This is a genomic window from Duganella dendranthematis (assembly GCF_012849375.1).
Classification (GTDB): domain Bacteria; phylum Pseudomonadota; class Gammaproteobacteria; order Burkholderiales; family Burkholderiaceae_D; genus Rugamonas; species Rugamonas dendranthematis.
Window position 1 is genome coordinate 5,234,784 of record NZ_CP051684.1, and the last position, 21,843, is coordinate 5,256,626.

Consider the following 21,843-nt stretch of genomic DNA (forward strand, 5'->3'; position numbering starts at 1 on the left):
CCTGCTGACACCGTGCAAACCTCCGCCTTCGTTCCGCGCCGCGCTGCCGGCTTCACGATGGTGGAGTTAATCACGGTGATCATCCTGGTCGGGATATTGGGCGCGATCGGCGCTTCCCGGTTTTTCGATAACAGCGTTTTCGAAAACCGGACCTACGCCGACCAGGCCAAGACCATCATCCGCTACGCGCAAAAGCTGGCCATTGCACAAAACCGTTCCATCTTCGTCCGCTCGGACGGCAACAGCTTTGCCGTCTGCTCAAACGCCGCTTGTGATGCGAGCGGCCTCGTTCTCGCTCCCGGCGGCAGCAACAACGGCAGCGCTTCAACCAAACTCTACTGCCAGCAGGGCAATGCCTACGCGCCGCAATGGATGTGCGTCGGCCGACCAACCGGCGTGACTGTCACTGCCACCAGCGCGCGGCCTGAGTTGGCTGCGGGTGGCTTTTTCTCGTTTGATTCGATGGGCCGTCCTTTTAACAAGGATGGCACTCCCATGGCCGTCACGAATCCCATGACGCTCAGCTTTGCTAGCGGCGGTAATACCACCAAGTCGCTGATCTGGCCGGAAACCGGCTATGTGCAAAATGTCCCGTAACGCGCGCCGTCAGCGGGGCGTGACGATCATCGAGCTGGTGATCTTCATCGTTATCGTCGGCATTGCTGCGGCTGCCCTGATGCAGGTGGTGAACCTGTCGACCAGAAATAGTGCCGATCCGCTGCGCCGCAAGCAGGCCATGCTGATCGCGGAGGCGTACATGGAGGAGGTCCAGCAAGCCCAGTTCACCGTTTGCGATCCTGCCGACGCCCACGCCGCTACCGCCACCATCGCCGCTGTTGACGCTAACGATCCTGCCAAATGTGCCACCACTGTGGAAAACTTCGGCCAGAATGCCAACAGCAGCAGGCCGCTCAACAACATCCTTGACTACGTTCGGCCAGGCTATGTGTTGGGTGATGCATTGCGCGCGTTTGCGGTGACCGATTCGTCCGGCAAACAAACCGACGTTGATGTCGCCGGCAACCCGCTGGGCGCCAGCTCGATCGGTGGCGTATTGGGCAACAGCCCGCTGGATGGCATTACCACCACGCTTGCACTCAATACCGTCACCGGATTGGGCGGCATGAATTCGACTTATACCGCTCCGAACAATCTGCAGAATCTGACTGCACTTCGCATTACGATCACCACCACTTATGGTCCGGGCCAGTCCATTACGCTGGAAGGCTACCGCACTCGTTTCGCGCCGGAGGCGAGATGATGCGGCTGCCTCGCAAACGCGATCACGGCTTTACGTTGGTGGAAGCGATCGTCGTCATCGTGCTGACGTCGATCCTGGCCGGCATCATGGTGCTGTTCATCCGCAATCCGGTGCAGAGCTATGTCGATAGCGCTGGCCGGGCGGAGCTGACCGATGTGGCGGAAATCGCATTGCGCCGGATGGCGCGGGAGATCCACGGCGCAGTTCCCAACAGCGTTAGGTTTACCACGTCGGGCAGCACCTCGTTCCTGGAGTTCATTCCCAGCAAGGCCGGCGGCCGCTATTTGTCCGAAGAGGATGGTGCGGACACGACGCAGCAGCCGCATCCGGCGCTGAGCTTTACCGATGCAAACGCCAAAACATTTGAGGTGATCGGCCCTATGCCCCAGGCGCCTTACGCACTGGTGCAGAATGACATTGTCATCATCAGCAACTTTGGCACAGGCTTTACTGATGGTGATGCCTATGCCAATAACGCCAGTAATCGCACGACTGTTAGTCAGATTAACGGAAAGGTGATCACACTTGCCAGCAATCCGTTTGCCGCCCGCGTCAATCCGTCACCGAGCAAGCGTTTCATCGTCGCCGGTACGCCGGTGACCTTCGCTTGCGTGAACGATCCCAGTGGCAAGGGTGTGTTGCGGCGGTATTGGGGCTATGGCTTTATGGCGACACAGGGGGATCCAGCTGCGACTGCGCAAATGGCGCTGTTGGCGGACAACGTGGTGGGTTGCAATTTCTCCGTCCAGGCGACGGCCAACCGACAGACTGCGCTGGTCGGCCTTGCCATTGCATTGGCGCGTGCTAAACCCGGCGCCGCCAATGGCTTCGAGACAGTCACCCTAGCTCAGCAAATTCACGTGGATAACACGCCATGAGACAACCCATATTCCTACGCCGGAGATCCGCCGGCATCGCCATCGTGACGGCGATTTTCCTGTTGGTAGTGGTAGCTGGACTTGCGGTTGCGATCGTCTCGCTGACGACCACGCAAGAAGACGCGTCGGGCAAGGATTTGCAAGGCATGCGCGCCTATCAGGCAGCGCGCGCTGGCATTGAGTGGGCGTTGTATAGAGGCCTGCAATCGGGGCTGACGCCGCCGCAGCCGGCCACCTCCCTGGTGTGCGGTTCGCAAAATAACGTGGCGATGCCGGCTGGGAATACGCTGTCTTCGTTCACAGTGACGGTGCTGGTTATTTGCGACGGACAGGTCAGCGGCATCGCAGGCAAGGACGCCAACGATCCCACGGCGTACCACGTCCTGATCAGGTCGATCGCATGCAATCAGCCCGTCAACGGCGTCTGTCTGAACACGGTGCCGGGGCCGGATTATGTGCAGCGCGAGATCCGGGCGCAGCTTTAATGCTGGATCTGTGCGGAAATGTGGCTGTTTTTGCAGAAGTGTTGCCAATTTGGGCATAAACTTTCCGGTAAGTTGAATATAATCAAGCATCTAGCGCGTAAACCTCGACTGAGATATGGGTTTCTTTAAAAGAGCGAAAAAAACCGATGGCTGGCTGACTGTCACTTTCTTGAGGGACGGCGTCTGCGCGGGCCGCGTGCAGCGCGTGCGCGACGCCAAGGCGGTTGTCGAGGTGGCGGCGTTCTATCCGGCCGACAGCAGTTTTTCGCCGGAAGCGCTGGAGCGCTTGAACAAGGATCAGAAGGCCGGCAGCTATCGCTGCGGCACCATGCTCAGCGGCGGCGAGTACCAGTTGCTGACGGTCGACGCCCCCAACGTGCCGCAGGACGAATTGAAAACCGCCGTGCGCTGGCGCTTGAAGGATATGCTCGATTTCCATATCGACGACGCCACCATCGATGTACTGGACATCCCGGTCGATAGCGCCGCCGCCTCGCGCGGGCATTCGATGTTTGCCATCGCCGCGCGCAATACGGTGATCCAGTCGCGCCAGGCCTTGTTCAGCGAAGCCAAACTGGACCTGACGGTGATTGATATTCCCGAGATGGCGCAACGGAACATCTCGGCGCTGCTGGAAACCGACAACCGCGGCCTGGCCATGCTGTCGTTCGACGCCGATGGCGGCCTGCTGACGATTACCTACAAGGGCGAACTGTACCTGTCGCGCCGCATCGATGTGACGCTGGATCATCTGCTGGAGCAGGATTCGATGCGCCAGCAAATCCACTTCGACAAGATCACGCTGGAATTGCAGCGTTCGCTGGATCACTTCGACCGCCAGTTCTCGTTTGTGAACGTGCTCAAGCTGCTGCTGGCGCCGACCGGGGCCGAGGGTTTGCACGAGCACTTAACCGGCAATCTGTACATGCCGGTGGAGGCGATGGACCTGGGCGATGTGTTCGACCTCAGCAAGGCGCCGGAATTGCTGGACGTCGCGCAGCAGCGGCGTTTCTTCTTGCCCCTGGGCGCGGCCCTGCGGCATGAGGAGGTGCGGCTGTGAGCCAGCAGATTAATCTGTTCAACCCGATCTTCCTCAAGCAGAAGAAGATTTTCACCGCCTTGCCGATGGCCGAGGCGCTGGGCATCGTCGTCGCCGGCGCGCTGCTGTTGAACTGGTATGCGGCACAGCGGGTGGCCGACTTGCAGCGCGAAGCCGATGAGGGCAAGGCCATGCTGGCCGCACGGGAACAGCGTTTGGTCAAGGCCAATGTGCAATTTGCGCCGCGCTCCAGCGATCCCAAGCTGGCGGCCGAGCTGGCCGATGCGCAGGCGGAGTTGAAGGCGCTGCATGATGTGTCGTCGGTGCTGCAAGGCGGCGCGCTGGGCAATACCAATGGCTATGCCGAATATTTCCGCGCGTTCTCGCGCCAGAACGTCAGCGGCCTGTGGCTGCCCGGCGTGACCATCGGCGCTGCCGGCAACGATATCGGCGTGCAAGGCAGGGCCATGCAGGCGACCTTGATTCCCAACTATATCGCCCGTCTTACCGCTGAGCGCGTCATGCATGGCAAGACCTTCGCCAGCCTGGATATCGCCCGGCCGGATGCGGTGGCGCCGGCACCGGCGGCTATGCCTGTAACTGCGGCACCAGCCGCGCCGGTGACATCGCCGTTCGTGGAGTTCAGCCTGCAATCGACTGCCGTGCAGGAGGCCGCCAAATGAAACAGCAGCTGTTGCAACAATGGATTAAGCTGAGCACCAGGCTGGACGCGATGACGCTGCGCGAACGCGCGATGGTGTTTACGGCCGTGGTGGCGGGCATCCTGTTCCTGATCTACACGGTGTCGGCCGAGCCGCTGCTTAAGAAGCAGAGCGCGCTGCAATTGCAGATCAAGCAACAGCAAAACCAGATCACCGGCATCGACCAGGAAATCGTCGCCAAGGCGCAGGGCTTCAAGGTCGATCCGGACGCCGCCACGCGTGAGCAACTGAATACGGTGCGGCGCGACATCGACGCCACCAGCAACAGCCTGATGGCGGTGCAAAAAGGCCTGGTGGCGCCGGACAAGATCGCGCCACTGCTGGAGCAGCTGTTGCGCGGCAACGGCCGGCTGAAACTGATTTCGCTCAAGACCTTGCCGGTGACCGGCCTGAACGAAGCTGCCAAGCCTGCGGCGGCACAAACGCCAGTGCCCGCGCCGACCCCGGCCGGCCAGCCGGCGCCCGCCAAGCCGCGTGAGCTGCTGTATCGCCACGGCGTGGAAATCGTTGTGCAGGGAAGTTACCTGGATATGGTCAACTATATGGCGGCGCTGGAGTCATTGCCGGTGCAACTGTTCTGGGGCAAGGCTAACCTGGACGCCCAGCAATACCCGAACTCGCGCCTGACGCTGACGCTGTACACGCTGAGCCTGGATCAGAAATGGATGAAACTATGAACCGCCTGCTGATGCTGTGCGCCGGTGTGCTGCTGAGCGCCGCCGCCGGCGCGCAAACGCTGGCCGACCCGACCCAGCCGCCGCCGGAGTCGCGCCTGTTGCCGGCCGGTGCGGACATGGCGCCGGTGTATAGCGGCCCGCAGCTGCAATCGGTGCTGATCGGATCGCACGGCCGGCAGGTGGCGGTGATTGACGGCCAGACCATCCGCAAGGGTGAGAAGTTCAACGGCGCCACGTTGGTCCAGGTCAATAAGAATTCTGTCGTGCTGCAAAGCGGCCGCCACAAGCAAGTGCTGACCCTGTTCCCTGACGACGCCAAGAAGCCGGCGCCCAAGGCAGCTTATTAAACGCGAAGAATGCATATGCAAAAACTCCTCACCATCGTTGTCGTGACCACGCTGCTGCTCAGCGGCTGCAAGACGCCGTCCACGCGCGACACTTACGACAAGATCAGCAACGAGGTCAACGCGGCCGCCGCCAAACCGGCGGTGGTGACCCAGAGCGAAGCGGTCGCCAGCGCCTTGCTGCCGCCGGTGTCGCAGATGGCCGACCAGTTGCCGAAGGCACGCGCGGTGCTGGAGGAGCGCTTCAATGTGTCGTTCAACAATGTGCCGGTGCAGCAGTTCTATAACTCGATCGTGGCCGGCACGCGCTACAACATGCTGATCAATCCTGAGGTGACCGGCAACATCACCGCCAACCTGAAGGATGTGACGCTGTTCGAGGCGCTGGACGCGGTACGCGAACTGTATGGCTACGACTACAAGGTGGAAGGCACGCGCATCTACATCCGTCCGCTGACCATGCAGACCAAGATGTTCAAGATTAATTATCTGACCGCCAAGCGCAAGGGCGTGTCCAGCCTGCGCGTGTCGTCGACCTCGGTGTCCAGTGCCGGCACCAGCAATAGCGGCAGCCAGAATAACAGCGGCTCGAATAACAACAATAACAATGGCGGCAATAACGGCGGCAACGATCCGAATAATCCTAACGGCGGCAGCAACCAGCAGCAGCGCGATTCCGCCAACGTCTCCACCACGTCGGAAAGCGATTTCTGGCTGGAGCTGAAGACGGCTCTGGAAGCGCTGGTCGATATCGGCAAGGATGGCCGCAGCGTGACCATCAGCCCGCAGTCGGGCGTGATCGTCATTCGCGCCATGCCGGATGAGCTGCGCAATGTCGACCTGTACCTGAAAGCGACGCAGATATCGGTGGACCGCCAAGTGATTTTGGAAGCTAAGATTCTTGAGGTGGAGTTGAACAGCAACTTCCAGAGCGGCGTCAACTGGGCGGCGTTCGGCAAGTTTGCGGCGGGTGGCAATAATCGCTTCTCGGCGGGCACGCTGCAACCGGGTACGACGCTGGGGCCGCTGGGCACGCCGCTGAGCAGCAGCGGGGCGGGCGGCATCAACGCGTCGCCGGGCAGCACCATCGGCGCCTCGGGCGATGCGATCGGTTCGCTGTTCGGCATGGCCTTCCAGACCAGTAATTTCGCCGCGCTGATTTCCTTCCTTGAGGGGCAGGGCACGGTGCATGTGCTGTCCAGCCCGCGTATCGCCACGCTGAACAACCAGAAGGCGCTGCTGAAGATCGGTACCGATGAGTTCTTCGTCACCGGCGTCAGCACCACCACGACCACCAGCGGCACCGGCACCGGGGTCACCACGCCGACTGTGACGCTGCAACCATTCTTCTCAGGCGTGGTGCTGGACGTGACGCCGCAGATCGATGAGGACGGCAACATTATCCTGCATGTGCATCCGTCGGTCAGCCAGGTGTCGACCGTGAACAAGGGTTTGAATTTGGGTTCGCTGGGTACGTTCACGCTGCCGCTGGCGGCGTCGTCGACGTCGGAGATGGACAGCATGGTGCGCGGCCAGAATGGGCAAGTGGTGGCCATCGGCGGTCTGATGCGCCAGGCCACGACCACCGACAATTCCGGCGTGCCAGGCGCCAACAGTTTGCCGGTGCTGGGAGCGCTGTTTGGCAGCAAGAGCGAGGTGCTGCAAAAGCGCGAGCTGGTGGTGCTGATCAAGCCGACCATTGTCGAGACCTCGTCGGACTGGAACCAGGATCTGCTCGACAGCGGCCGCCGCCTGAAAGAACTGGACCCCGGTCGCAACAAGGGACGCTAATCATGTACAGCAAACACTTCGGCCTGCGCGAAGCACCGTTCAGCATTACGCCGGATACCAGCTATTTCTTCACCAGCCCGCATTCGCAGGAGGCGTTGAATACTTTGCTGGTGGCGGCCAAGAGCGGCGAAGGCTTCATCAAGATCACCGGCGAAGTGGGCACCGGCAAGACGCTGTTGTGCCGTAAATTCATCGCCACGGTGGGGCCGGAGTTCGTCACTGCGTATATTCCCAACCCCTACCTGGAGCCGCGCACGCTGATGCTGGCGTTGGCCGATGAGCTGGAAGTGCCGCAGGAGAAGGATGTCGATCAGCATCAACTGTTGAAGTCGATCACGCACCGCTTGCTGGATCTGGCACGCCAGGGCAAGCAGGTGCTGTTGCTGCTGGATGAGGCGCAGGCGATTCCGACCGAGAGCCTGGAGGCGCTGCGGCTGCTGACCAATCTGGAGACCGAGAAGCGCAAGCTGTTGCAGATCGTGCTGTTCGGTCAGCCGGAATTGAACCAGCATTTGCAGGCGACCGCGATTCGCCAGCTAGCGCAGCGCATTACGTTTCACTATCACTTGGGGCCTTTGTCGCGGGATGATATCGAGTATTACATCGCGCACCGGTTGCGCGTGGCGGGCTATGGTGGTGGGCGGCTGTTCAGCAGGGCGGCGATTTCGCGGCTGTACAAGGCCAGCGGCGGGATTCCGCGGCTGGTGAATATCATGGCGAACAAGTCGCTGATGCTGTGTTTTGGCGAGGGTAAGCAGCAGGTAACGCGGCGGCACGTGAGCCTGGCCGCCAGCGATACCGTGGCGCCGGCGCGCGGACTGCGCTGGCCGTGGATGGCGGCGGGTGTCAGCTTGCTGATCGCCGCTGGCGGACTGACTTGGGCGTTGACGAAATGAGCTTGATTAATAAAATGCTGCAGGATCTGGACGCGCGCGGTGGTGGCGCGGCGTCGGCGGTGCAGCAGGCGGATGTGAAATCGGTGCCGGCCGGGGAGCGCGATCGTCGGCCGTTGGTGATGGGCGGTGCGGCGGTTGGCGTGCTGGTGTTGGCGGCGGGCGGGTGGTTGGGCTGGCAGTATTGGCAGTCGCACCGCGCGCCGGTGGGGGCGGTGCCGACGGTGCAGGGGAATCGCACCCCGGACAAACCGCGCTTCCAGGAACCGCCTGCCAAGGCGATCACTGCTGCCGCACCGGCGCACGTTGATGCTGCGCCAGCCTCGGTGGCCGGCGATGCATCGGCTGCCGCGCACGGCGTAGCAGCCGGCGACGCGGGCACAGCGTCTTCCCGAAGCGCGCAGTTGGCCGCACGCAAGGATGCGTCGGCGGAAGACAGCGATGCGGTGCAAGCGATGTCGTCTCGCGCCGCCGCCAAGCCATTGCGTGCCGCGCACGCGCGCACGGCGGACAGCGAGGGGGCTGAGGCTGGCGACGCCGCTGTCAAGGTGGTGCCGGCAACGCTAGCGCCAATGTCCGCGCGCAAGGCTGCGCGCGGACCGGCGGCAGCCACGCCGGCTGACGGCGTGCTGCTGCGCGAACTGACGCCCAAGCAGGCGTCGGAAAACAGTTATCGCCGAGCGCTGGTGGCGTTGCAGGAAGGCCGCGTCAGCGCCGCGCTGGCCGATCTGGACAAAGCCGTCGAGCTCGATCCGCGCAACGACGCCGCGCGCCAGACCTACGTCAGCCTGCTGCTGGAAAACCGCCGCACCGACGACGCCATCCGACAACTGCGTTTGGCACTCGGCATCGAGCCACGCCAGCCCGGCCTGGCCATGGTGCTGGCCCGTCTGCAACTGGAAAAAGGCGGCCCGGCGCTGGACACGCTGCTGAGAACCCTGCCATACGCTACCGCTAACGCAGACTATCAAGCCTTCCTGGCCGGCGTGCTGCAACGCGACCAGCGTCACGCCGAAGCCGCCCAGCATTACCGCGACGCCCTGGCCATTTCGCCGAGCAACGCCATCTGGTGGATGGGTCTGGGCATCTCGCTGCAAGCCGATCAGCATCTGCCGGAAGCGCGCGAAGCCTACACCCGCGCACGCGGCAACGCCGGCCTCACGGCGGAGTTGAAAGCCTTCGTCGACAAAAAGATCGAACAGCTGTCGCGCTGATCACAGGCTGGCCTGCGCGCCCCAGATCTGTTTCATGCTGAAGCGGGTGGCGGCCTGATCTTCGCTCAGCCCCTCGGCGATGGCCAGTGGGCCGTCATTGAGGCAGCGCGGCAGGGCCGGCGACAGCAGCGTGCCGGCGGCGTCGCGCAGGTAGTGCACTTGCAGGCCGCGGCTACAGCCCTGGCGGCGGCTGACCACGCCGATTTCGCCACCGTCCAGCCGCACCAGGCAGCCGGGCGGGAAGTCGCCAAGTTCGCGCCGGAAGCAGTCGGCCAGATGCGGATCGACCGGCGCCTGCTTGTCGTCGATCAGGTTGCGCAGCGCCAGGCTGGGCAGGATGGACTTGCGGTAGTTGCGCGCCGATACCTGCGCGCAGTAACGGTCGGCAAAGCTGAGCAGCTTGGCGTTCAGCGTCACTTCCGGGCTGGCGATGCCGGCCGGGTAGCCGCTGCCTTCGTCATTTTCGTGGTGCATCAGCACGCAGGAAATCCAGTCGTCATCGTCGATGCCGACGTCGCGCAGCATGTCGGCGCTTTCTTCCGGATGGCGGCGCACGATGGCCATTTCCTCGTGGCTCAACGGCGAGTTTTTATTCTGGAAGCCCTCGTGATGGCGCAGCATGCCGACATTCATGGTCAGCGCGGCGGCGGTCACGGTCAGCGAGTTGGCCGGGTTCAGGTCCATGCTGCGGGCGATTACCACCGTCACCACGGCGGTTTCGATGCAGTGCCGCACTGCGTAGGTGCCGTTGATCTGGCTGAGGAAGATGCAGGCCAGCGCCACGTCCGGATTGATCTCGACCGCGCGGATCACGTCGCGCGCGATGTCGCGGATTTCAGCCTCGGCATTGTGCTCGTTGCGCAGGTTGTGCAGCAGGCGTTCCAGCCGGCGGTTGCACAGGTTGAGCTGATGCAGCACCGACGGCGAGGCTTCCGCAAATACCGGCGCCTCCAGTTGGGTGGTCTCGGACATGGTGGATCCCAATCTTAAACTTTGCCCAGGCGCTCCAGCGCGAGTGCCAGGGTCTCATCTTTTTTGGCGAAGCAGAAGCGCACGATGCCCGACTCCTTGCCCTGCTGGTAAAACGCCGACACGGGAATTGCCGCCACCTTGATGTCGGTGGTCAGCCATTCGGCAAACTCGGCTTCCGTCTGTGATGAGATTTTATCGTAGCGCACGCATTGAAAGTAAGTTCCGTCGGCTGGCAACAACTCAAAACGCGAATTTTTCAGGCCGTCGCGGAACAGGTCGCGCTTGCGTTGGTAAAAGCTTGGCAGTTCCAGATACGGTGCCGGATCGGCCATGTAGCTGGCAATGCCATGTTGCATCGGCGTATTGACGCTGAATACGTTGTACTGATGAACTTTGCGGAACTCGGCCGTCAAGGCCGCCGGCGCCGCCACGTAGCCGATCTTCCAGCCGGTGACGTGGTAAGTCTTGCCGAAGCTGGAGACCACGAAGGCGCGCGCCGCCAGTTCCGGGTAGCGGCTGACGGACTGGTGCTGATGGCCGTCGTAGACCATGTGTTCGTAGACCTCATCCGACAGGATCAGCACGTCTGTGCCGCGCACGATGTCGGCCAGCGCCTGCATATCGGCGGCGCGCAGCACGGTGCTGGTGGGGTTGTGCGGCGTGTTGATGATGATCAGGCGCGTCTTGCTATTGACGGCGGCGGCCACCTTGGCCCATGGCACGGTATAACCGGCGGCGCCGACTTCCATTTCCACCGCCACCGGCACCCCGCCGGCCAGCGTAATCGCCGGCACGTAGCTGTCGTAGACCGGCTCGATGACGATAACCTCGTCGCCCGGATGCACGCAGCAGAAGATGGCCGTGGTCAGCGCCTGGGTGGCGCCGGCGGTCACGGTGATTTCGGTGTCGACGTGGTAGTGGTGGCCGTACAGCGCGCCGATCTTGTCAACGATGGCCTGACGCAGCACCGGCGCGCCGCTCATCATCGGGTACTGGTTGAAGTCGGCCTGCATGGCGTCGTTGACGGCATGGATCAGACTGCGCTCGCAACCGAAATCCGGAAAACCCTGGCCCAGATTGACCGCCCCCGCTTGCGCGGCCAGCTGGGACATGCGGGTGAAAACGGTGGTGCCGACCGCCGGCAGGCGAGTAGTCAGCGAAGGCGTGGTCGGCAGGGAAGTGCTGCTGTTCATTGGCGGCTGAGTAGATGATGGATGACCTATTCTAGCGCAATCCACTTCTCCGGCAATATCACCTTGAACATCCCTTCTCGGGCCAGGCGGCGGGCCAGTTTGAGCAGCGCCTTGTCCTTGGTGATCAGCACCTCGGCGCCGGCGTCGCGGGCGATTTCGAGGAACTTCTGGTCGGCCTTGTCGCTGCACACCGGCAGCTTGATGCTGGATTCCGGCGGCGCCACCACCTTGATCAGCGCGTCGAAGCGGGCGGCGGCCAGCGGCCGGCTATCGTCATCCAGCGGCAGGTGCTTGTAGTGCAGCACGATGTTGTACTCATCGCGGCAATCGGCGCGGGTGACGGCCTCGACTTCGCCGCTTTCGATGGCGGCCACCAGCTTGGCCCAGCGCGGATCGTGAAACACGAACAGGTCGAGGCAAACGTTGGTGTCGATAACGACTTTCTTTGGAACAGGTATCATGGAGGCTAGTTACGTATAAATGTATTTGGAATCTTATGCTGATAGTGCTTTCCCCGGCAAAAAGTCTCGACCTGGAGACGCCACCCACCACCAAGCTGCACACTGAACCGTCGTTTCTCGACCACTCCGAACAACTGATCGACCGGCTGCGGGAATTTTCGCCGGCCGAACTGGGCGAATTGATGGACTTGTCCGACAATCTGTCCGCGCTGAACGTGGCCCGCTATGCGAGCTGGCGCAAGGACACCCGCGAAGGCCGCCAGGCGGTGATGACCTTCAACGGCGACGTCTATGACGGCCTCGACGCGCGCAGCCTGAAGCCGAAGCAGCTCGACTATGCCCAATCGCGCATCCGTATCCTGTCCGGCCTGTACGGCATGCTGCGGCCGCTGGACCTGATCCACCCGCACCGGCTGGAAATGGGCACCCGCCTGAGCACGCCACTCGGCAAGAGCCTGTACGACTTCTGGGGCGAGACCATCACCCAGGCGCTGAACCGCCAGGCGACGGAGCAGGGCGCCGAAACGCTGGTCAACCTGGCGTCCGAGGAATACTTCAAATCGGTCAAGCCAAAATTGCTGGATGTACCGGTGATCACGCCGCTGTTCGAGGACTGGAAGAACGGCAAATACAAAATCATCTCGTTCTACGCCAAGCGCGCGCGCGGGCTGATGGCGCGTTACGCCGCCGTCAAAGGCATCACCGATCCGCAAAAGCTGAAAAAGTTCGACCTCGACGGCTATGCCTACGTGCCCGACGCTTCCAACGACAAGACCTGGCTGTTCCGCCGCAAGCTGGCTGAATAAAAAACCGGGATCCAGGTCCCGGTTTTTTTACGCCGTCTTACATACTGGCGTTGGAACTCCAGAAACGCCACCAGTGGCGCTCGGCTTTTTTGCCTTCGTCCAGGAACTTGGAGTTCGGGTAGTTCAGCTTGAAGACGCGTTCGGTGTCGGTCTTCAGTTCGGTCATGCCCAGCTTGTCGTAGCTGCGGATCATGATGAACAGCGCTTCTTCAATCGCCGGCGTGTCGCGGAAGTCGCTCATGATGCCCATCGCGCGGTTCGCCGCCGCCAGATAGGCGCCACGACGGTAGTAGTAGCGCGCCACGTGGATCTCATACGACGCCATCGCATTCAGCAGATAACGCATCCGGTCCAGCGAATCCGGCGTATACTTGCTGTTTGGGAACTTGGTGACGAGTTCCTTGAAAGCCGCGTACGCTTCGCGCGTGGCTTTCGGGTCGCGCTCGGTGGCGTCCTGTTCGTAGACGAAGTTCAGGAAGCTGACCTGGTCGTTGAAGTTGATCAGGCCACGCAGGTAGTACATATAATCGACGTTGGCATGGTTCGGGTGCAGCTTGATGAAGCGCTCCACCGCCGCCAGGGCTTGCGCCTGGTCCTGCGATTTGTAGTACGCATAGGCGATGTTCATCTGCGCCTGCTGGGCGTAGGTGCCGAATGGATAGCTCGATTCGAGCTTCTCGAACAACTGAATTGCGCGCTCGTAGTGCTGGCCATCCAGTTCTTCGCTCGCCTCCGAGTATAATTTCGATGCGCTCCAACCTTTTGTTTCGTCGATCTTTTCAGAGAAAAGGCCGCAACCGGACAAACCAAGCAGAACAACCGTTGCTGCGACTACCGCTAATTTTTTTTGCATATCTTTTGCAAGAGACTGTTTAACCAAAGTTTTACGAGGCTAATTATAGCCGATAGGATTACCGTGATATTAAACGCAAAGCCGAATGTGGCCGAATCTTCTTCCGAACACGCTGCCGACACTGACGTGATCGTCAATGACGGCGACTTTGGCGACGATGATGACGGCCTGGCTCCCATCGAACTGCAACTCGCTACTGAGCACTGCGGCCAGCGCCTGGACAAAGTCATCTCGGGCCTGGTACCGCAATTTTCCCGTGGCCGCCTGCAGACCTGGATCACCGATGGCTTCGTGACGGTCGACGGCAAAACCGCCAAAAGCACCAAGGACACCGTCTACGGCGACGAGAAGATCGTCATTCTGCCCCAACCGGAGCCGGAAGACGAGGCTTTTAAGCCGGAACCGATGGAACTTAACATAGTTTTTGAGGACGACCACCTGATTGTGGTCAACAAGCCGGCCGGTCTGGTGGTCCATCCGGGCAATGGCAACTGGTCCGGCACGCTGCTCAACGGCCTGTTGCACCACTATCCGCAACTGAGCGGCGTGCCGCGCGCCGGCATCGTGCACCGCCTGGATAAGGACACCAGCGGCCTGATGGTGGTCGGCAAGACGCTGGCCGCCCAGACCGACCTGGTACGCCAGCTGGCCGCGCGCACCGTCAAGCGCGAGTACTTCGCAGTGGTGTGGGGCACGCCGCGGATTAGCGGTACTATTGATGCGGCGATGGGCCGTCACCCGCGTGACCGCGTCAAGATGGCGGTCTCGACCGGCATGGGCTCGAAGCCGGCTATCACTCATTACCAGCTGATCGCCAGCGGCAAGCTGGGCGAGGGCCGTCCGGTGAGCCTGGTGCAGTGTCGCCTGGAAACCGGCCGCACCCACCAGATCCGCGTGCACATGCAGTCGATCGGCTTCCCGCTGGTGGGCGACACGGTGTACGGCAAGCAGCACCTGGCCGATTACTTCCCGCGCCAGGCGCTGCAGGCGCGCCGCCTGGGCCTGGTGCATCCGGCCACGGGTGAGCAATGTGAATGGATCGTGCCGTTGGCAGAAGATTTTGCCGGCCTGCTGGCGCGGGCTGGAATTGAGGAACCGGAACAGATTTGATGGCTACACAGCAGCAGTGGTTGTTCCCGCACTGGCCGGGCTTGCCAGCCAATGTGGGCGTGCTGTCGACCACCCGGCGTGGCGGCGTCAGCCCCGCGCCGTATGGCGACGGCATGGGCGCCGGCGGCCTGAACCTGGGCACGCATGTCGGCGACCAGCCGCACAACGTCGCCCGCAACCGTTCCATCCTGCGTGACATGCTGCCGGATGATCCGGCCTGGCTGTCGCAGGTGCACGGCACCGCGGTGGTCAATCTGGCGGAAGTCGGGCCGCAGCAGGTGCCGGACGCCGACGCCAGCTTCACTGCCATTCCCGGCAAGGTGTGCGTGATCATGACGGCTGACTGCCTGCCGGTGCTGTTTGCCGACAAGGAAGGCAAGACCGTCGGCGCTGCCCATGCGGGCTGGCGCGGGCTGGCCTCCGGCGTGCTGGAAAATACCGTGGCAGCGATGCGCGCGGCCGGCGCCGGCGAGTTGATGGCGTGGATGGGGCCGGCCATCGGGCCGTACCAGTTCGAGGTCGGACCGGACGTCAAGCAGGCTTTCCTGCAAGGCGCGCTGGACGATTCGGACCAGCGCCACGTCGAGGCCGCGTTCAGCCTGATCGACGGCAAGCCGGGCAAATACCTGACCGATATCTACGGTCTGGCCCGTTACCTGCTGCACCGGGCCGGCGTCAAGGAAGTGCATGGCGGCGAGTTCTGCACCGTCTCCAACTCCGGTCGCTTCTATTCCTACCGGCGCGACGGCGTCACGGGCCGCCAGGCCACCTTAATCTGGCTCAAATGAACCTGCATCCCGCGCGGCTTGCTCTGCAGCCCGCCGCCGGGCCTTGCGTTTGCCCGTCCCTGCGATGTAAATCAGGGTACTTAGCGGCAGCACGCAATAGAATAAAAACGTTACAATTCCCGCAACGATGGACGGTTCCGTCAACGCCATCAGGCCGACCACGTAGATCCAAGCAACAGCGACAATCAGCATTGTGTTTAACTCACTTTTAGGGAACCACAGATGAATTTGCCCGATCCGCAAGCCTTTGCCAACTGGATGCAGTCTAATCCCATGGCCGCCATGATGCAGGATGTTGGCGCCCACATCAAGCCGGAGGCGATGGAGGCGCTCAAGCAGTCCTATCTGCAGGATTTCGGCGCGTTGTGGCAGGATTTGTTGTCCGGTAAAACCCCGGCCGTCAGCGATCGCCGTTTCACTTCAGCCGCGTGGCAGGGTAATCCGATGACGGCGTTTAACGCCGCCGCCTATCTGCTCAACGCCAAATTCCTCAACGCGATGGTGGAAACCGTCGACGTCACGCCGCAGCAGAAACAGAAGATTCGCTTTGCCGTGCAGCAGATTGTCGACGCCATGTCGCCGGCCAACTTCCTCGCCACCAATCCGGAAGCGCAGCAGAAGCTGATCGAAACCAAGGGCGAAAGCCTGACCCGCGGTCTGGCCAATATGCTGGGCGACATGGGCAAGGGCCACATTTCGCTGTCCGACGAGTCGGCGTTTGAGGTCGGCCGCAATCTGGCGATTACCGAAGGCACGGTGGTGTATGAAAATCCGCTGTTCCAGCTGATCCAGTACACGCCGAAAACCGCCACCGTCAACCAGAAGCCGTTGCTCATGGTGCCCCCGTGCATCAACAAGTTCTACATCCTGGATTTGCAGCCGGAAAATTCGCTGGTGCGTTACGCTGTGGAGCAGGGCAATACCGTGTTCCTGATTTCGTGGAGCAATCCGGACCAATCGCTGGCGCGCACCACCTGGGACGATTATGTCGACCAGGGCGTGATCCAGGCGATCCGCGTGGTGCAGGAGATCAGCGGCGAGGACAAGCTGAATATGTTCGGCTTCTGCGTCGGCGGCACGCTGGTGGGCACGGCGCTGGCGGTGCTGGCCGCGCGCGGCGAACAGGTCGCCAACAGCCTGACACTGCTGACCACGTTCCTTGATTTCCGCGACACCGGCGTGCTGGATGTGTTCGTCGACGAAACGCAGGTGGCGCTGCGCGAGCAGCAGCTCAAGGACGGCGGCCTGATGCCGGGCCGCGATCTGGCCAGCACCTTTTCCAGCCTGCGTCCGAACGACCTGGTTTGGAACTACGTGCAGTCCAACTACCTGAAGGGCAATGAGCCGGCCGCGTTCGACCTGCTGTACTGGAATTCGGACAGCACCAACCTCCCGGGGCCGATGTTCTGCTGGTACTTGCGCAACACCTATCTGGAAAACCGCCTCAAGAGCGGCGAACTGGTGGTGGCGGGCGAGACGGTCGACCTGACCCGCATCGACGCCCCGGCCTTCGTCTACGGCTCGCGCGAGGATCATATCGTGCCCTGGCCGTCGGCCTATGATTCGCTGGCCATTCTGAGCGGCCCGACGCGCTTCGTGCTGGGCGCCTCCGGCCATATTGCCGGCGTGATCAATTCGCCGGCCAAGAACAAGCGCAATTACTGGACCAACGACAGCGGCAAGGTCGACAGCGCCGACGCCTGGTTCCAGGGCGCGGCCGAACATGCGGGCAGCTGGTGGCCGGAATGGTCGGCGTTCCTGAACCAGAACGGCGGCAAAAAGGTCAAGGCCAAGGCCAAGCCCGGCAATGCCAAATACCAGGCGATCGAACCGGCGCCCGGTCGCTACGTCAAAGTAAAAGCCGATTAACGGCGAAAATTAGTTGCGTTGCAATAAAGGTCGAAACTTATATCAGATTGTGCAAGATATTCTGTTTCGCCTCTATAATAAGTAAAAGTAGGCACGCGGGAAGGGGACCATGAGTCCACTTTCTTTCCGATTTTTAAGAGACATGCGCTGCGGCGCAATAAACGGACTTGTGATGAGTAGTGCGAAAAAAAATGCTGACCGCCTGATCAAAAAATACCCCAATCGTCGTCTGTACGACACGCAGACCAGTTCGTACATCACGTTGACCGACGTGAAGCAACTGGTGCTGGACAACGAAGTATTTACCGTTGTCGATGCCAAGACCAATGAAGACCTGAGCCGTAGCATTCTGCTGCAAATCATTCTGGAAGAAGAAGCCAGCGGCGCGCCGATGTTCTCCAGCGACGTGCTGGCCCAGATCATCCGCTTCTACGGCCACGCCATGCAGGGCATGATGGGCTCCTACCTGGAAAAGAACGTCCAGGCCTTCACCGACATCCAGCGCAAGTTCACCACCGGCACTGCCGTGGGCGGCCAACCGTTCAGCCCGGAAATGTGGACCCAGTTCATGAACGTCCAGGGCCCGATGATGCAGGGCATGATGAACAACTACATCGACCAGAGCAAGAGCCTGTTCGTGCAGATGCAGGAGCAGATGCAGAGCCAGAGCAAGAATCTGTTCGGTACTTTCCCATTTGTCCCGGTGCCGCCGACCGACAAAAAGTAATTTCGCTACGCAGCTTTGCAGTAGCTCAGCGGCACAGTACACCACGGTGGCTGTGCCGTTTTTGTAACTTGATTACAAAATTCCGATAATTCCGTTGACACCTCAATTTCATCAGTATTACTATTGACAACATCAAGTGGAAGCGCTTCCACTCCATGTTTCAGCGAAGGAGTTTTTGTGGTGTCAGTTGCAAATGAGGAAAAGTTCACGCCGCCGGCCGACTCGGTCCTGTGGAACAAGGATTTCCTGATCGGCGCGGCGACCGCTGCCTATCAGATTGAAGGCGCAGTCAATGAAGACGGCCGCATCCCGTCGATATGGGACACCTTCTCGGCCACGCCGGGCAAGACATTGGCCGGCGACACCGGCGAAGTAGCCTGCGACCATTACCACCGCTGGCCGGACGACGTTGAACTGCTGGCGGCGCTGAAGGTCGGCGCCTACCGCCTGTCGATCTCCTGGCCGCGCGTGATGACGCAGGACGGCCAGCCGAACCAGAAGGGCATCGAATTCTATCGCGAGCTGCTGACGGCGCTGCGCGCCAAAGGTTTGAAAACCTACGTCACGCTGTACCACTGGGACCTGCCGCAACACCTGGAAGACAAGGGCGGCTGGGTCAACCGCGACACCGCCTACCGCTTCGCCGAATACGCCGACATGATCAGCAAGCAGCTGGCCGGCCTGGTCGACGCTTGGGCCACGCTGAACGAGCCATGGTGCTCGGCCATGCACGGCTACGGCACCGGCCACCACGCGCCGGGCAAGCAGGACGTGGTGTTCGCCACCCAGGCCATGCACCACCTGCTGCTCGGTCACGGCTTGGCGGTGCAGCACCTGCGCGCCAACGATCCGCAAGCGCAGGTCGGCATCGTCGCCAATGTGGGACGTGGCACCAGCACCGACAGCAGCGCCGCCGGTCAACGCGCCGCCTGGCTGTTCGAGCTTCAGCACAATAACTGGATCCTCGATCCGCTGCTGAAAAAGTCCTATCCATCGGCGCTGTGGGAACTGTGGCCGGGCGCCGAGCCGACCATTCTGGCCGGCGACATGGACATCATCGGCGCGCCGCTGGACTTTTTAGGCATCAACTACTACTTCCGCACCAATGTGATCAGCGACGGCAAGCATGGCTACACCGAAGTCGATCTGGAAGGCGTGGAGCGCACGCAGATGGGGTGGGAAGTCTATCCGGAGGGCCTGCGCCACCTGCTGGTCGGCTTCCACCGCGACTACCCGAACCTGCCGCCGATTTACATCACCGAAAACGGCATGGCCACCGATGACAAAGTCGTCAACGGTGAAGTGGACGACCACCAGCGGATTTCCTTCCTGCGTCGCCACCTGGCGGCGGTGGATGCGGCGGTGAAGGCCGGCGTCGATGTGCGCGGCTACTTTATCTGGTCACTGATGGATAACTTCGAATGGGCCTTTGGTTATGAGCGCCGTTTCGGTATGATCCATGTCGATTACGCCACGCAGAAGCGTACGCTGAAGCGCAGCGCCAAACTGGTTACACAATTTTTGGCGGAGAGAGCCGCACAGTAAGCCGCCAGTAAGCTATCCGAATAAAATGGGCGCACGACGCCCAATGGGAGACAGAATGTTGAAGGCCACAAAAGTGGGCAGCGCCATCGCGCTAGCCCTGGCAGTAAGCGGCGCACAAGCGCAAGCGCCGTTGAAAGCAACCGTAATTCACTGGTGGACCTCGGGCGGCGAATCCGCCGCCGTCAAGCAGTTTGCAGAAGCCTATAACAAGGCGGGCGGCCAATGGGTCGACCAGGCCGTGGCCGGCGCCGACCAGTCGCGCGCCACCACCATCAACCGCATTGTCGGCGGTAACGCGCCGACCGCCGCACAGTTCAACACCTCCAAACAATTCCGCGACTTTGTCGAACAGGGATTGCTGAACAATGTGGATGACGTGGCCATCGCCGGCAAGTGGGACCAGATCATGCCGCCGTCGATCCTCCAGGCGATCAAGATCAACGGCCATTTCTACGCCGCGCCAGTGGACATCCACATGCCGGCCTGGTTCTTCTACTCGAAGGCCGCGTATAAGAAAGCCGGCATCACCAACGAACCGCAGACGTGGGAAGAATTCCTCGCGCAGCTGGGCAAGCTGAAAGCCGCCGGCGTGGTGCCGCTGGCCTTCGGCGGACAGGTGTGGCAGGAGAAGATCACCTTCGACGCCATCTTCGCCATGGTGGGCGGTTCGGACCTGTACCTGAAGGTGTACCGCGACCGCGACCAGAAAGCCGTGATGTCGCCGGCCTTCAAGCAGGTGCTGGTCGAATTCAAAAAGCTGAAAGGCTTTGTGGATGCAGGCTCGCCTGGCCGCAACTGGAACGACGCCACCGCCATGGTAGTTCAGGGTAAAGCCGGCGTGCAGATCATGGGCGACTGGGCCAAGGGCGAATTCGCCGCCGCCAAGCAGGTAGCGGGCAAGGACTTCGGCTGCTATCCGGGCTTTGGTCCGAAGTCGCCGTACATCGTGGCCGGCGACGCCTTCGTCTTCCCGAAGACCAGCGACGCCAATGCCATCAAGGCGCAAAAACTTTTAGCCAATGTGGTAACGTCTCCAACGGCGCAAGTGGCCTTCGCTTCGCGTAAGGGCGCGATCCCGATTCGCGGCGATGTGGACGAATCGCAGCTGGATATCTGCGCGCGTCAGGGCCTGGCGATCATGAAGGACAAGTCGCGCCAGCTGCCTAACACCGAGATGCTGGCGTCGCCGGACACCACCGGCGCATTGCAGGACGTGCTGACCAGCTATTGGAACAAGAACCAGTCGCCGGAAGACGCGCAAAAAGCGTTCGCCCGCGCGATCAAGGGCGAATAAGCCATGACACAGAAACGTCAAAGCGTTTCATTCGCGGCCTATATCGCCATGGTGCCGATGGCGCTGACCGTGCTGCTGGCCTACCTCGGCACCATGCTGTGGACGGCGCGCGTATCAGTCAGCAGCTCGCGCACCTTCCCGGCCAGCGATTTTGTCGGCGCTTCGCAGTACATCCGCCTGTTCAACAACGAGCGCTGGTTGCTGTCGCTGCAAAACGTGGCGCTGTACGGCGTGCTGTTCATCGCCGCCTGCCTGGTCATCGGCTTTCTGCTGGCGGTGTTTATCGACCAGAAGGTGATGGCGGAAGGCGCGCTGCGCACCATCTTCCTGTACCCGTATGCGATGTCGTTCGTGGCCACGGGCCTGATCTGGCAATGGATACTGAATCCGGAACTGGGCATTCAGGAGGTGCTGCACAAGCTGGGATGGACCAGCGCGAAGTTCGACTGGATCGTTGACCAGGACATGGCGATCTACACCATCGTCATCGCCACCGTGTGGCAGGCTTCCGGGCTGGTGATGGCGCTGATGCTGTCCGGTCTGCGCGGCGTGGATGACGAAATCTGGAAGGCGGCGCGCATCGACGGCATCCCGCGCTGGCGCGTCTACACCAGCATTGTGCTGCCGATGCTGAAGCCTTCGGTATCGACCGCCTTCGTGCTGCTGTTCGTCATGGTGGTGAAGGTGTTCGACGCCGTGGTGGCCATGACGCAGGGCGGTCCTGGCACGGCCAGCGAAGTGCCGGCCAAGTTCATCATGGATTATCTGTTTGGCCGTGCGAATATCGGCCTGGCTTCCGCCGCCTCGATCGTGCTGCTGTTGACGGTGCTGGCCATCGTCGCGCCGCTGTACTTCGTGCGCAATCGCCGCGCCGCAATGGGGGCATGATGGGACAAGTTGTGAAACTCGATAAAACTGCGG

Annotated in this window: 24 protein-coding genes; 19 read left to right on the forward strand and 5 right to left on the reverse strand. The window is 61.5% G+C overall.

Annotated elements, in window-relative coordinates; translation table 11 throughout:
• Positions 1 to 12: 12 nt before the first annotated feature.
• From HH213_RS24060 to HH213_RS24110, 11 genes are all read left to right on the forward strand, one after another.
• Positions 13 to 597: a pilus assembly FimT family protein gene (locus tag HH213_RS24060; RefSeq protein ID WP_169113919.1), complete on the forward strand. Its 585-nt coding sequence runs from the start codon at positions 13 to 15 to the stop codon at positions 595 to 597.
• Positions 578 to 1,261: a type II secretion system protein gene (locus HH213_RS24065; protein WP_169113920.1), complete on the forward strand. Its 684-nt coding sequence runs from the start codon at positions 578 to 580 to the stop codon at positions 1,259 to 1,261. Before HH213_RS24060 ends, HH213_RS24065 begins: the two co-directional genes overlap by 20 nt.
• The gene (locus HH213_RS24070; protein ID WP_169113921.1) at positions 1,258 to 2,139 is read left to right on the forward strand and encodes a PulJ/GspJ family protein; all 882 of its coding nucleotides are present in this window, start codon (positions 1,258 to 1,260) and stop codon (positions 2,137 to 2,139) included. Before HH213_RS24065 ends, HH213_RS24070 begins: the two co-directional genes overlap by 4 nt.
• Positions 2,136 to 2,624: a pilus assembly PilX family protein gene (locus HH213_RS24075; protein ID WP_169113922.1), complete on the forward strand. Its 489-nt coding sequence runs from the start codon at positions 2,136 to 2,138 to the stop codon at positions 2,622 to 2,624. The genes HH213_RS24070 and HH213_RS24075 overlap by 4 nt, the downstream gene beginning before the upstream one ends.
• 169 nt (positions 2,625 to 2,793) lie before the next feature.
• Positions 2,794 to 3,684, forward strand: coding sequence for an agglutinin biogenesis protein MshI (locus tag HH213_RS24080; protein WP_308494509.1), 891 nt, complete (start codon positions 2,794 to 2,796; stop codon positions 3,682 to 3,684).
• Positions 3,681 to 4,346: a hypothetical protein gene (locus HH213_RS24085; protein WP_169113924.1), complete on the forward strand. Its 666-nt coding sequence runs from the start codon at positions 3,681 to 3,683 to the stop codon at positions 4,344 to 4,346. The genes HH213_RS24080 and HH213_RS24085 overlap by 4 nt, the downstream gene beginning before the upstream one ends.
• Entirely contained in the window at positions 4,343 to 5,062 is a 720-nt protein-coding gene (locus HH213_RS24090) for a hypothetical protein (RefSeq protein WP_169113925.1), read from the forward strand. Before HH213_RS24085 ends, HH213_RS24090 begins: the two co-directional genes overlap by 4 nt.
• Entirely contained in the window at positions 5,047 to 5,409 is a 363-nt protein-coding gene (locus tag HH213_RS24095) for an MSHA biogenesis protein MshK (protein WP_229263136.1), read from the forward strand. The genes HH213_RS24090 and HH213_RS24095 overlap by 16 nt, the downstream gene beginning before the upstream one ends.
• Before the next feature lie 15 nt (positions 5,410 to 5,424).
• Positions 5,425 to 7,197 (forward strand): pilus (MSHA type) biogenesis protein MshL, encoded by a 1,773-nt coding sequence (gene mshL, locus HH213_RS24100; protein ID WP_169113926.1) that lies wholly within the window; start codon positions 5,425 to 5,427, stop codon positions 7,195 to 7,197.
• A gap of 2 nt (positions 7,198 to 7,199) precedes the next feature.
• Positions 7,200 to 8,093, forward strand: a complete 894-nt coding sequence (locus HH213_RS24105; RefSeq protein WP_110847612.1) for an ExeA family protein — start codon at positions 7,200 to 7,202, stop codon at positions 8,091 to 8,093.
• Positions 8,090 to 9,304 carry a tetratricopeptide repeat protein gene (locus tag HH213_RS24110; RefSeq protein WP_169113927.1) on the forward strand — a complete coding sequence of 405 codons (1,215 nt, stop codon included), beginning with the start codon at positions 8,090 to 8,092 and terminating at the stop codon, positions 9,302 to 9,304. The genes HH213_RS24105 and HH213_RS24110 overlap by 4 nt, the downstream gene beginning before the upstream one ends.
• Here the strand turns inward: HH213_RS24110 and HH213_RS24115 are convergent, their stop codons facing one another.
• The 3 genes from HH213_RS24115 to HH213_RS24125 are packed head-to-tail and all read right to left on the reverse strand — an operon-like array spanning position 9,305 to position 11,930.
• Entirely contained in the window at positions 9,305 to 10,276 is a 972-nt protein-coding gene (locus HH213_RS24115) for an HD-GYP domain-containing protein (RefSeq protein ID WP_169113928.1), read from the reverse strand.
• Between the two features lie 14 nt (positions 10,277 to 10,290).
• Positions 10,291 to 11,469 (reverse strand): pyridoxal phosphate-dependent aminotransferase, encoded by a 1,179-nt coding sequence (locus tag HH213_RS24120; RefSeq protein ID WP_169113929.1) that lies wholly within the window; start codon positions 11,467 to 11,469, stop codon positions 10,291 to 10,293.
• A 26-nt stretch (positions 11,470 to 11,495) separates the two neighbouring features.
• Positions 11,496 to 11,930, reverse strand: a complete 435-nt coding sequence (locus HH213_RS24125; RefSeq protein WP_169113930.1) for a putative toxin-antitoxin system toxin component, PIN family — start codon at positions 11,928 to 11,930, stop codon at positions 11,496 to 11,498.
• Between the two features lie 35 nt (positions 11,931 to 11,965).
• On the opposite strand from HH213_RS24125, the gene yaaA reads away from it, so the two are divergent.
• Positions 11,966 to 12,736 carry a peroxide stress protein YaaA gene (yaaA, locus tag HH213_RS24130; protein WP_169113931.1) on the forward strand — a complete coding sequence of 257 codons (771 nt, stop codon included), beginning with the start codon at positions 11,966 to 11,968 and terminating at the stop codon, positions 12,734 to 12,736.
• Positions 12,737 to 12,773: 37 nt separating this feature from the next.
• On the opposite strand, the gene HH213_RS24135 is transcribed toward yaaA, so the two are convergent.
• Positions 12,774 to 13,589, reverse strand: coding sequence for an outer membrane protein assembly factor BamD (locus HH213_RS24135; protein WP_110847621.1), 816 nt, complete (start codon positions 13,587 to 13,589; stop codon positions 12,774 to 12,776).
• Positions 13,590 to 13,652: 63 nt separating this feature from the next.
• Here HH213_RS24135 and HH213_RS24140 point away from each other — a divergent pair, with 63 nt between their 5' ends.
• Together HH213_RS24140 and pgeF are read left to right on the forward strand one after the other, a co-directional pair.
• Complete coding sequence (locus HH213_RS24140; protein WP_161052254.1) at positions 13,653 to 14,699, forward strand: RluA family pseudouridine synthase; 1,047 nt, start codon at positions 13,653 to 13,655, stop codon at positions 14,697 to 14,699.
• Positions 14,699 to 15,487, forward strand: a complete 789-nt coding sequence (gene pgeF / locus HH213_RS24145; protein ID WP_169113932.1) for a peptidoglycan editing factor PgeF — start codon at positions 14,699 to 14,701, stop codon at positions 15,485 to 15,487. The genes HH213_RS24140 and pgeF overlap by 1 nt, the downstream gene beginning before the upstream one ends.
• Here the strand turns inward: pgeF and HH213_RS24150 are convergent.
• Positions 15,470 to 15,679 (reverse strand): hypothetical protein, encoded by a 210-nt coding sequence (locus HH213_RS24150; RefSeq protein ID WP_110848070.1) that lies wholly within the window; start codon positions 15,677 to 15,679, stop codon positions 15,470 to 15,472. The genes pgeF and HH213_RS24150 overlap by 18 nt on opposite strands.
• A 30-nt stretch (positions 15,680 to 15,709) precedes the next feature.
• Between HH213_RS24150 and phaC the strand changes: the two genes are divergently transcribed.
• The 5 genes from phaC (at position 15,710) to HH213_RS24175 (ending at position 21,810) form a co-directional block, all read left to right on the forward strand.
• Positions 15,710 to 17,356 (forward strand): class I poly(R)-hydroxyalkanoic acid synthase, encoded by a 1,647-nt coding sequence (phaC, locus tag HH213_RS24155; RefSeq protein WP_169113933.1) that lies wholly within the window; start codon positions 15,710 to 15,712, stop codon positions 17,354 to 17,356.
• A 172-nt stretch (positions 17,357 to 17,528) separates the two neighbouring features.
• Positions 17,529 to 18,083 (forward strand): polyhydroxyalkanoate synthesis repressor PhaR, encoded by a 555-nt coding sequence (gene phaR / locus HH213_RS24160; protein WP_110847625.1) that lies wholly within the window; start codon positions 17,529 to 17,531, stop codon positions 18,081 to 18,083.
• Positions 18,084 to 18,263: 180 nt separating this feature from the next.
• Positions 18,264 to 19,628, forward strand: a complete 1,365-nt coding sequence (locus HH213_RS24165) for a GH1 family beta-glucosidase (protein ID WP_371875681.1) — start codon at positions 18,264 to 18,266, stop codon at positions 19,626 to 19,628.
• A gap of 55 nt (positions 19,629 to 19,683) precedes the next feature.
• Complete coding sequence (locus HH213_RS24170; protein WP_169113935.1) at positions 19,684 to 20,922, forward strand: ABC transporter substrate-binding protein; 1,239 nt, start codon at positions 19,684 to 19,686, stop codon at positions 20,920 to 20,922.
• Between the two features lie 3 nt (positions 20,923 to 20,925).
• Entirely contained in the window at positions 20,926 to 21,810 is an 885-nt protein-coding gene (locus tag HH213_RS24175) for a carbohydrate ABC transporter permease (protein ID WP_169113936.1), read from the forward strand.
• Positions 21,811 to 21,843: the final 33 nt, after the last annotated feature.

Bases quoted from the DNA above. Each gene is read 5' to 3' on its own strand.
- HH213_RS24175 (WP_169113936.1), top strand. From the start codon at position 20,926: ATGACACAGAAACGTCAAAGCGTTTCATTCGCGGCCTATATCGCCATG.
- HH213_RS24095 (WP_229263136.1), top strand. From the start codon at position 5,047: ATGGATGAAACTATGAACCGCCTGCTGATGCTGTGCGCCGGTGTGCTG.
- HH213_RS24070 (WP_169113921.1), top strand. From the start codon at position 1,258: ATGATGCGGCTGCCTCGCAAACGCGATCACGGCTTTACGTTGGTGGAA.
- HH213_RS24120 (WP_169113929.1), bottom strand. From the start codon at position 11,469: ATGAACAGCAGCACTTCCCTGCCGACCACGCCTTCGCTGACTACTCGC.
- pgeF (WP_169113932.1), top strand. From the start codon at position 14,699: ATGGCTACACAGCAGCAGTGGTTGTTCCCGCACTGGCCGGGCTTGCCA.
- HH213_RS24065 (WP_169113920.1), top strand. From the start codon at position 578: ATGTGCAAAATGTCCCGTAACGCGCGCCGTCAGCGGGGCGTGACGATC.
- phaR (WP_110847625.1), top strand. From the start codon at position 17,529: ATGAGTAGTGCGAAAAAAAATGCTGACCGCCTGATCAAAAAATACCCC.
- HH213_RS24150 (WP_110848070.1), bottom strand. From the start codon at position 15,679: ATGCTGATTGTCGCTGTTGCTTGGATCTACGTGGTCGGCCTGATGGCG.
- HH213_RS24075 (WP_169113922.1), top strand. From the start codon at position 2,136: ATGAGACAACCCATATTCCTACGCCGGAGATCCGCCGGCATCGCCATC.
- phaC (WP_169113933.1), top strand. From the start codon at position 15,710: ATGAATTTGCCCGATCCGCAAGCCTTTGCCAACTGGATGCAGTCTAAT.
- mshL (WP_169113926.1), top strand. From the start codon at position 5,425: ATGCAAAAACTCCTCACCATCGTTGTCGTGACCACGCTGCTGCTCAGC.
- HH213_RS24115 (WP_169113928.1), bottom strand. From the start codon at position 10,276: ATGTCCGAGACCACCCAACTGGAGGCGCCGGTATTTGCGGAAGCCTCG.
- HH213_RS24105 (WP_110847612.1), top strand. From the start codon at position 7,200: ATGTACAGCAAACACTTCGGCCTGCGCGAAGCACCGTTCAGCATTACG.
- HH213_RS24135 (WP_110847621.1), bottom strand. From the start codon at position 13,589: ATGCAAAAAAAATTAGCGGTAGTCGCAGCAACGGTTGTTCTGCTTGGT.
- HH213_RS24125 (WP_169113930.1), bottom strand. From the start codon at position 11,930: ATGATACCTGTTCCAAAGAAAGTCGTTATCGACACCAACGTTTGCCTC.
- HH213_RS24170 (WP_169113935.1), top strand. From the start codon at position 19,684: ATGTTGAAGGCCACAAAAGTGGGCAGCGCCATCGCGCTAGCCCTGGCA.
- HH213_RS24110 (WP_169113927.1), top strand. From the start codon at position 8,090: ATGAGCTTGATTAATAAAATGCTGCAGGATCTGGACGCGCGCGGTGGT.
- HH213_RS24090 (WP_169113925.1), top strand. From the start codon at position 4,343: ATGAAACAGCAGCTGTTGCAACAATGGATTAAGCTGAGCACCAGGCTG.
- yaaA (WP_169113931.1), top strand. From the start codon at position 11,966: ATGCTGATAGTGCTTTCCCCGGCAAAAAGTCTCGACCTGGAGACGCCA.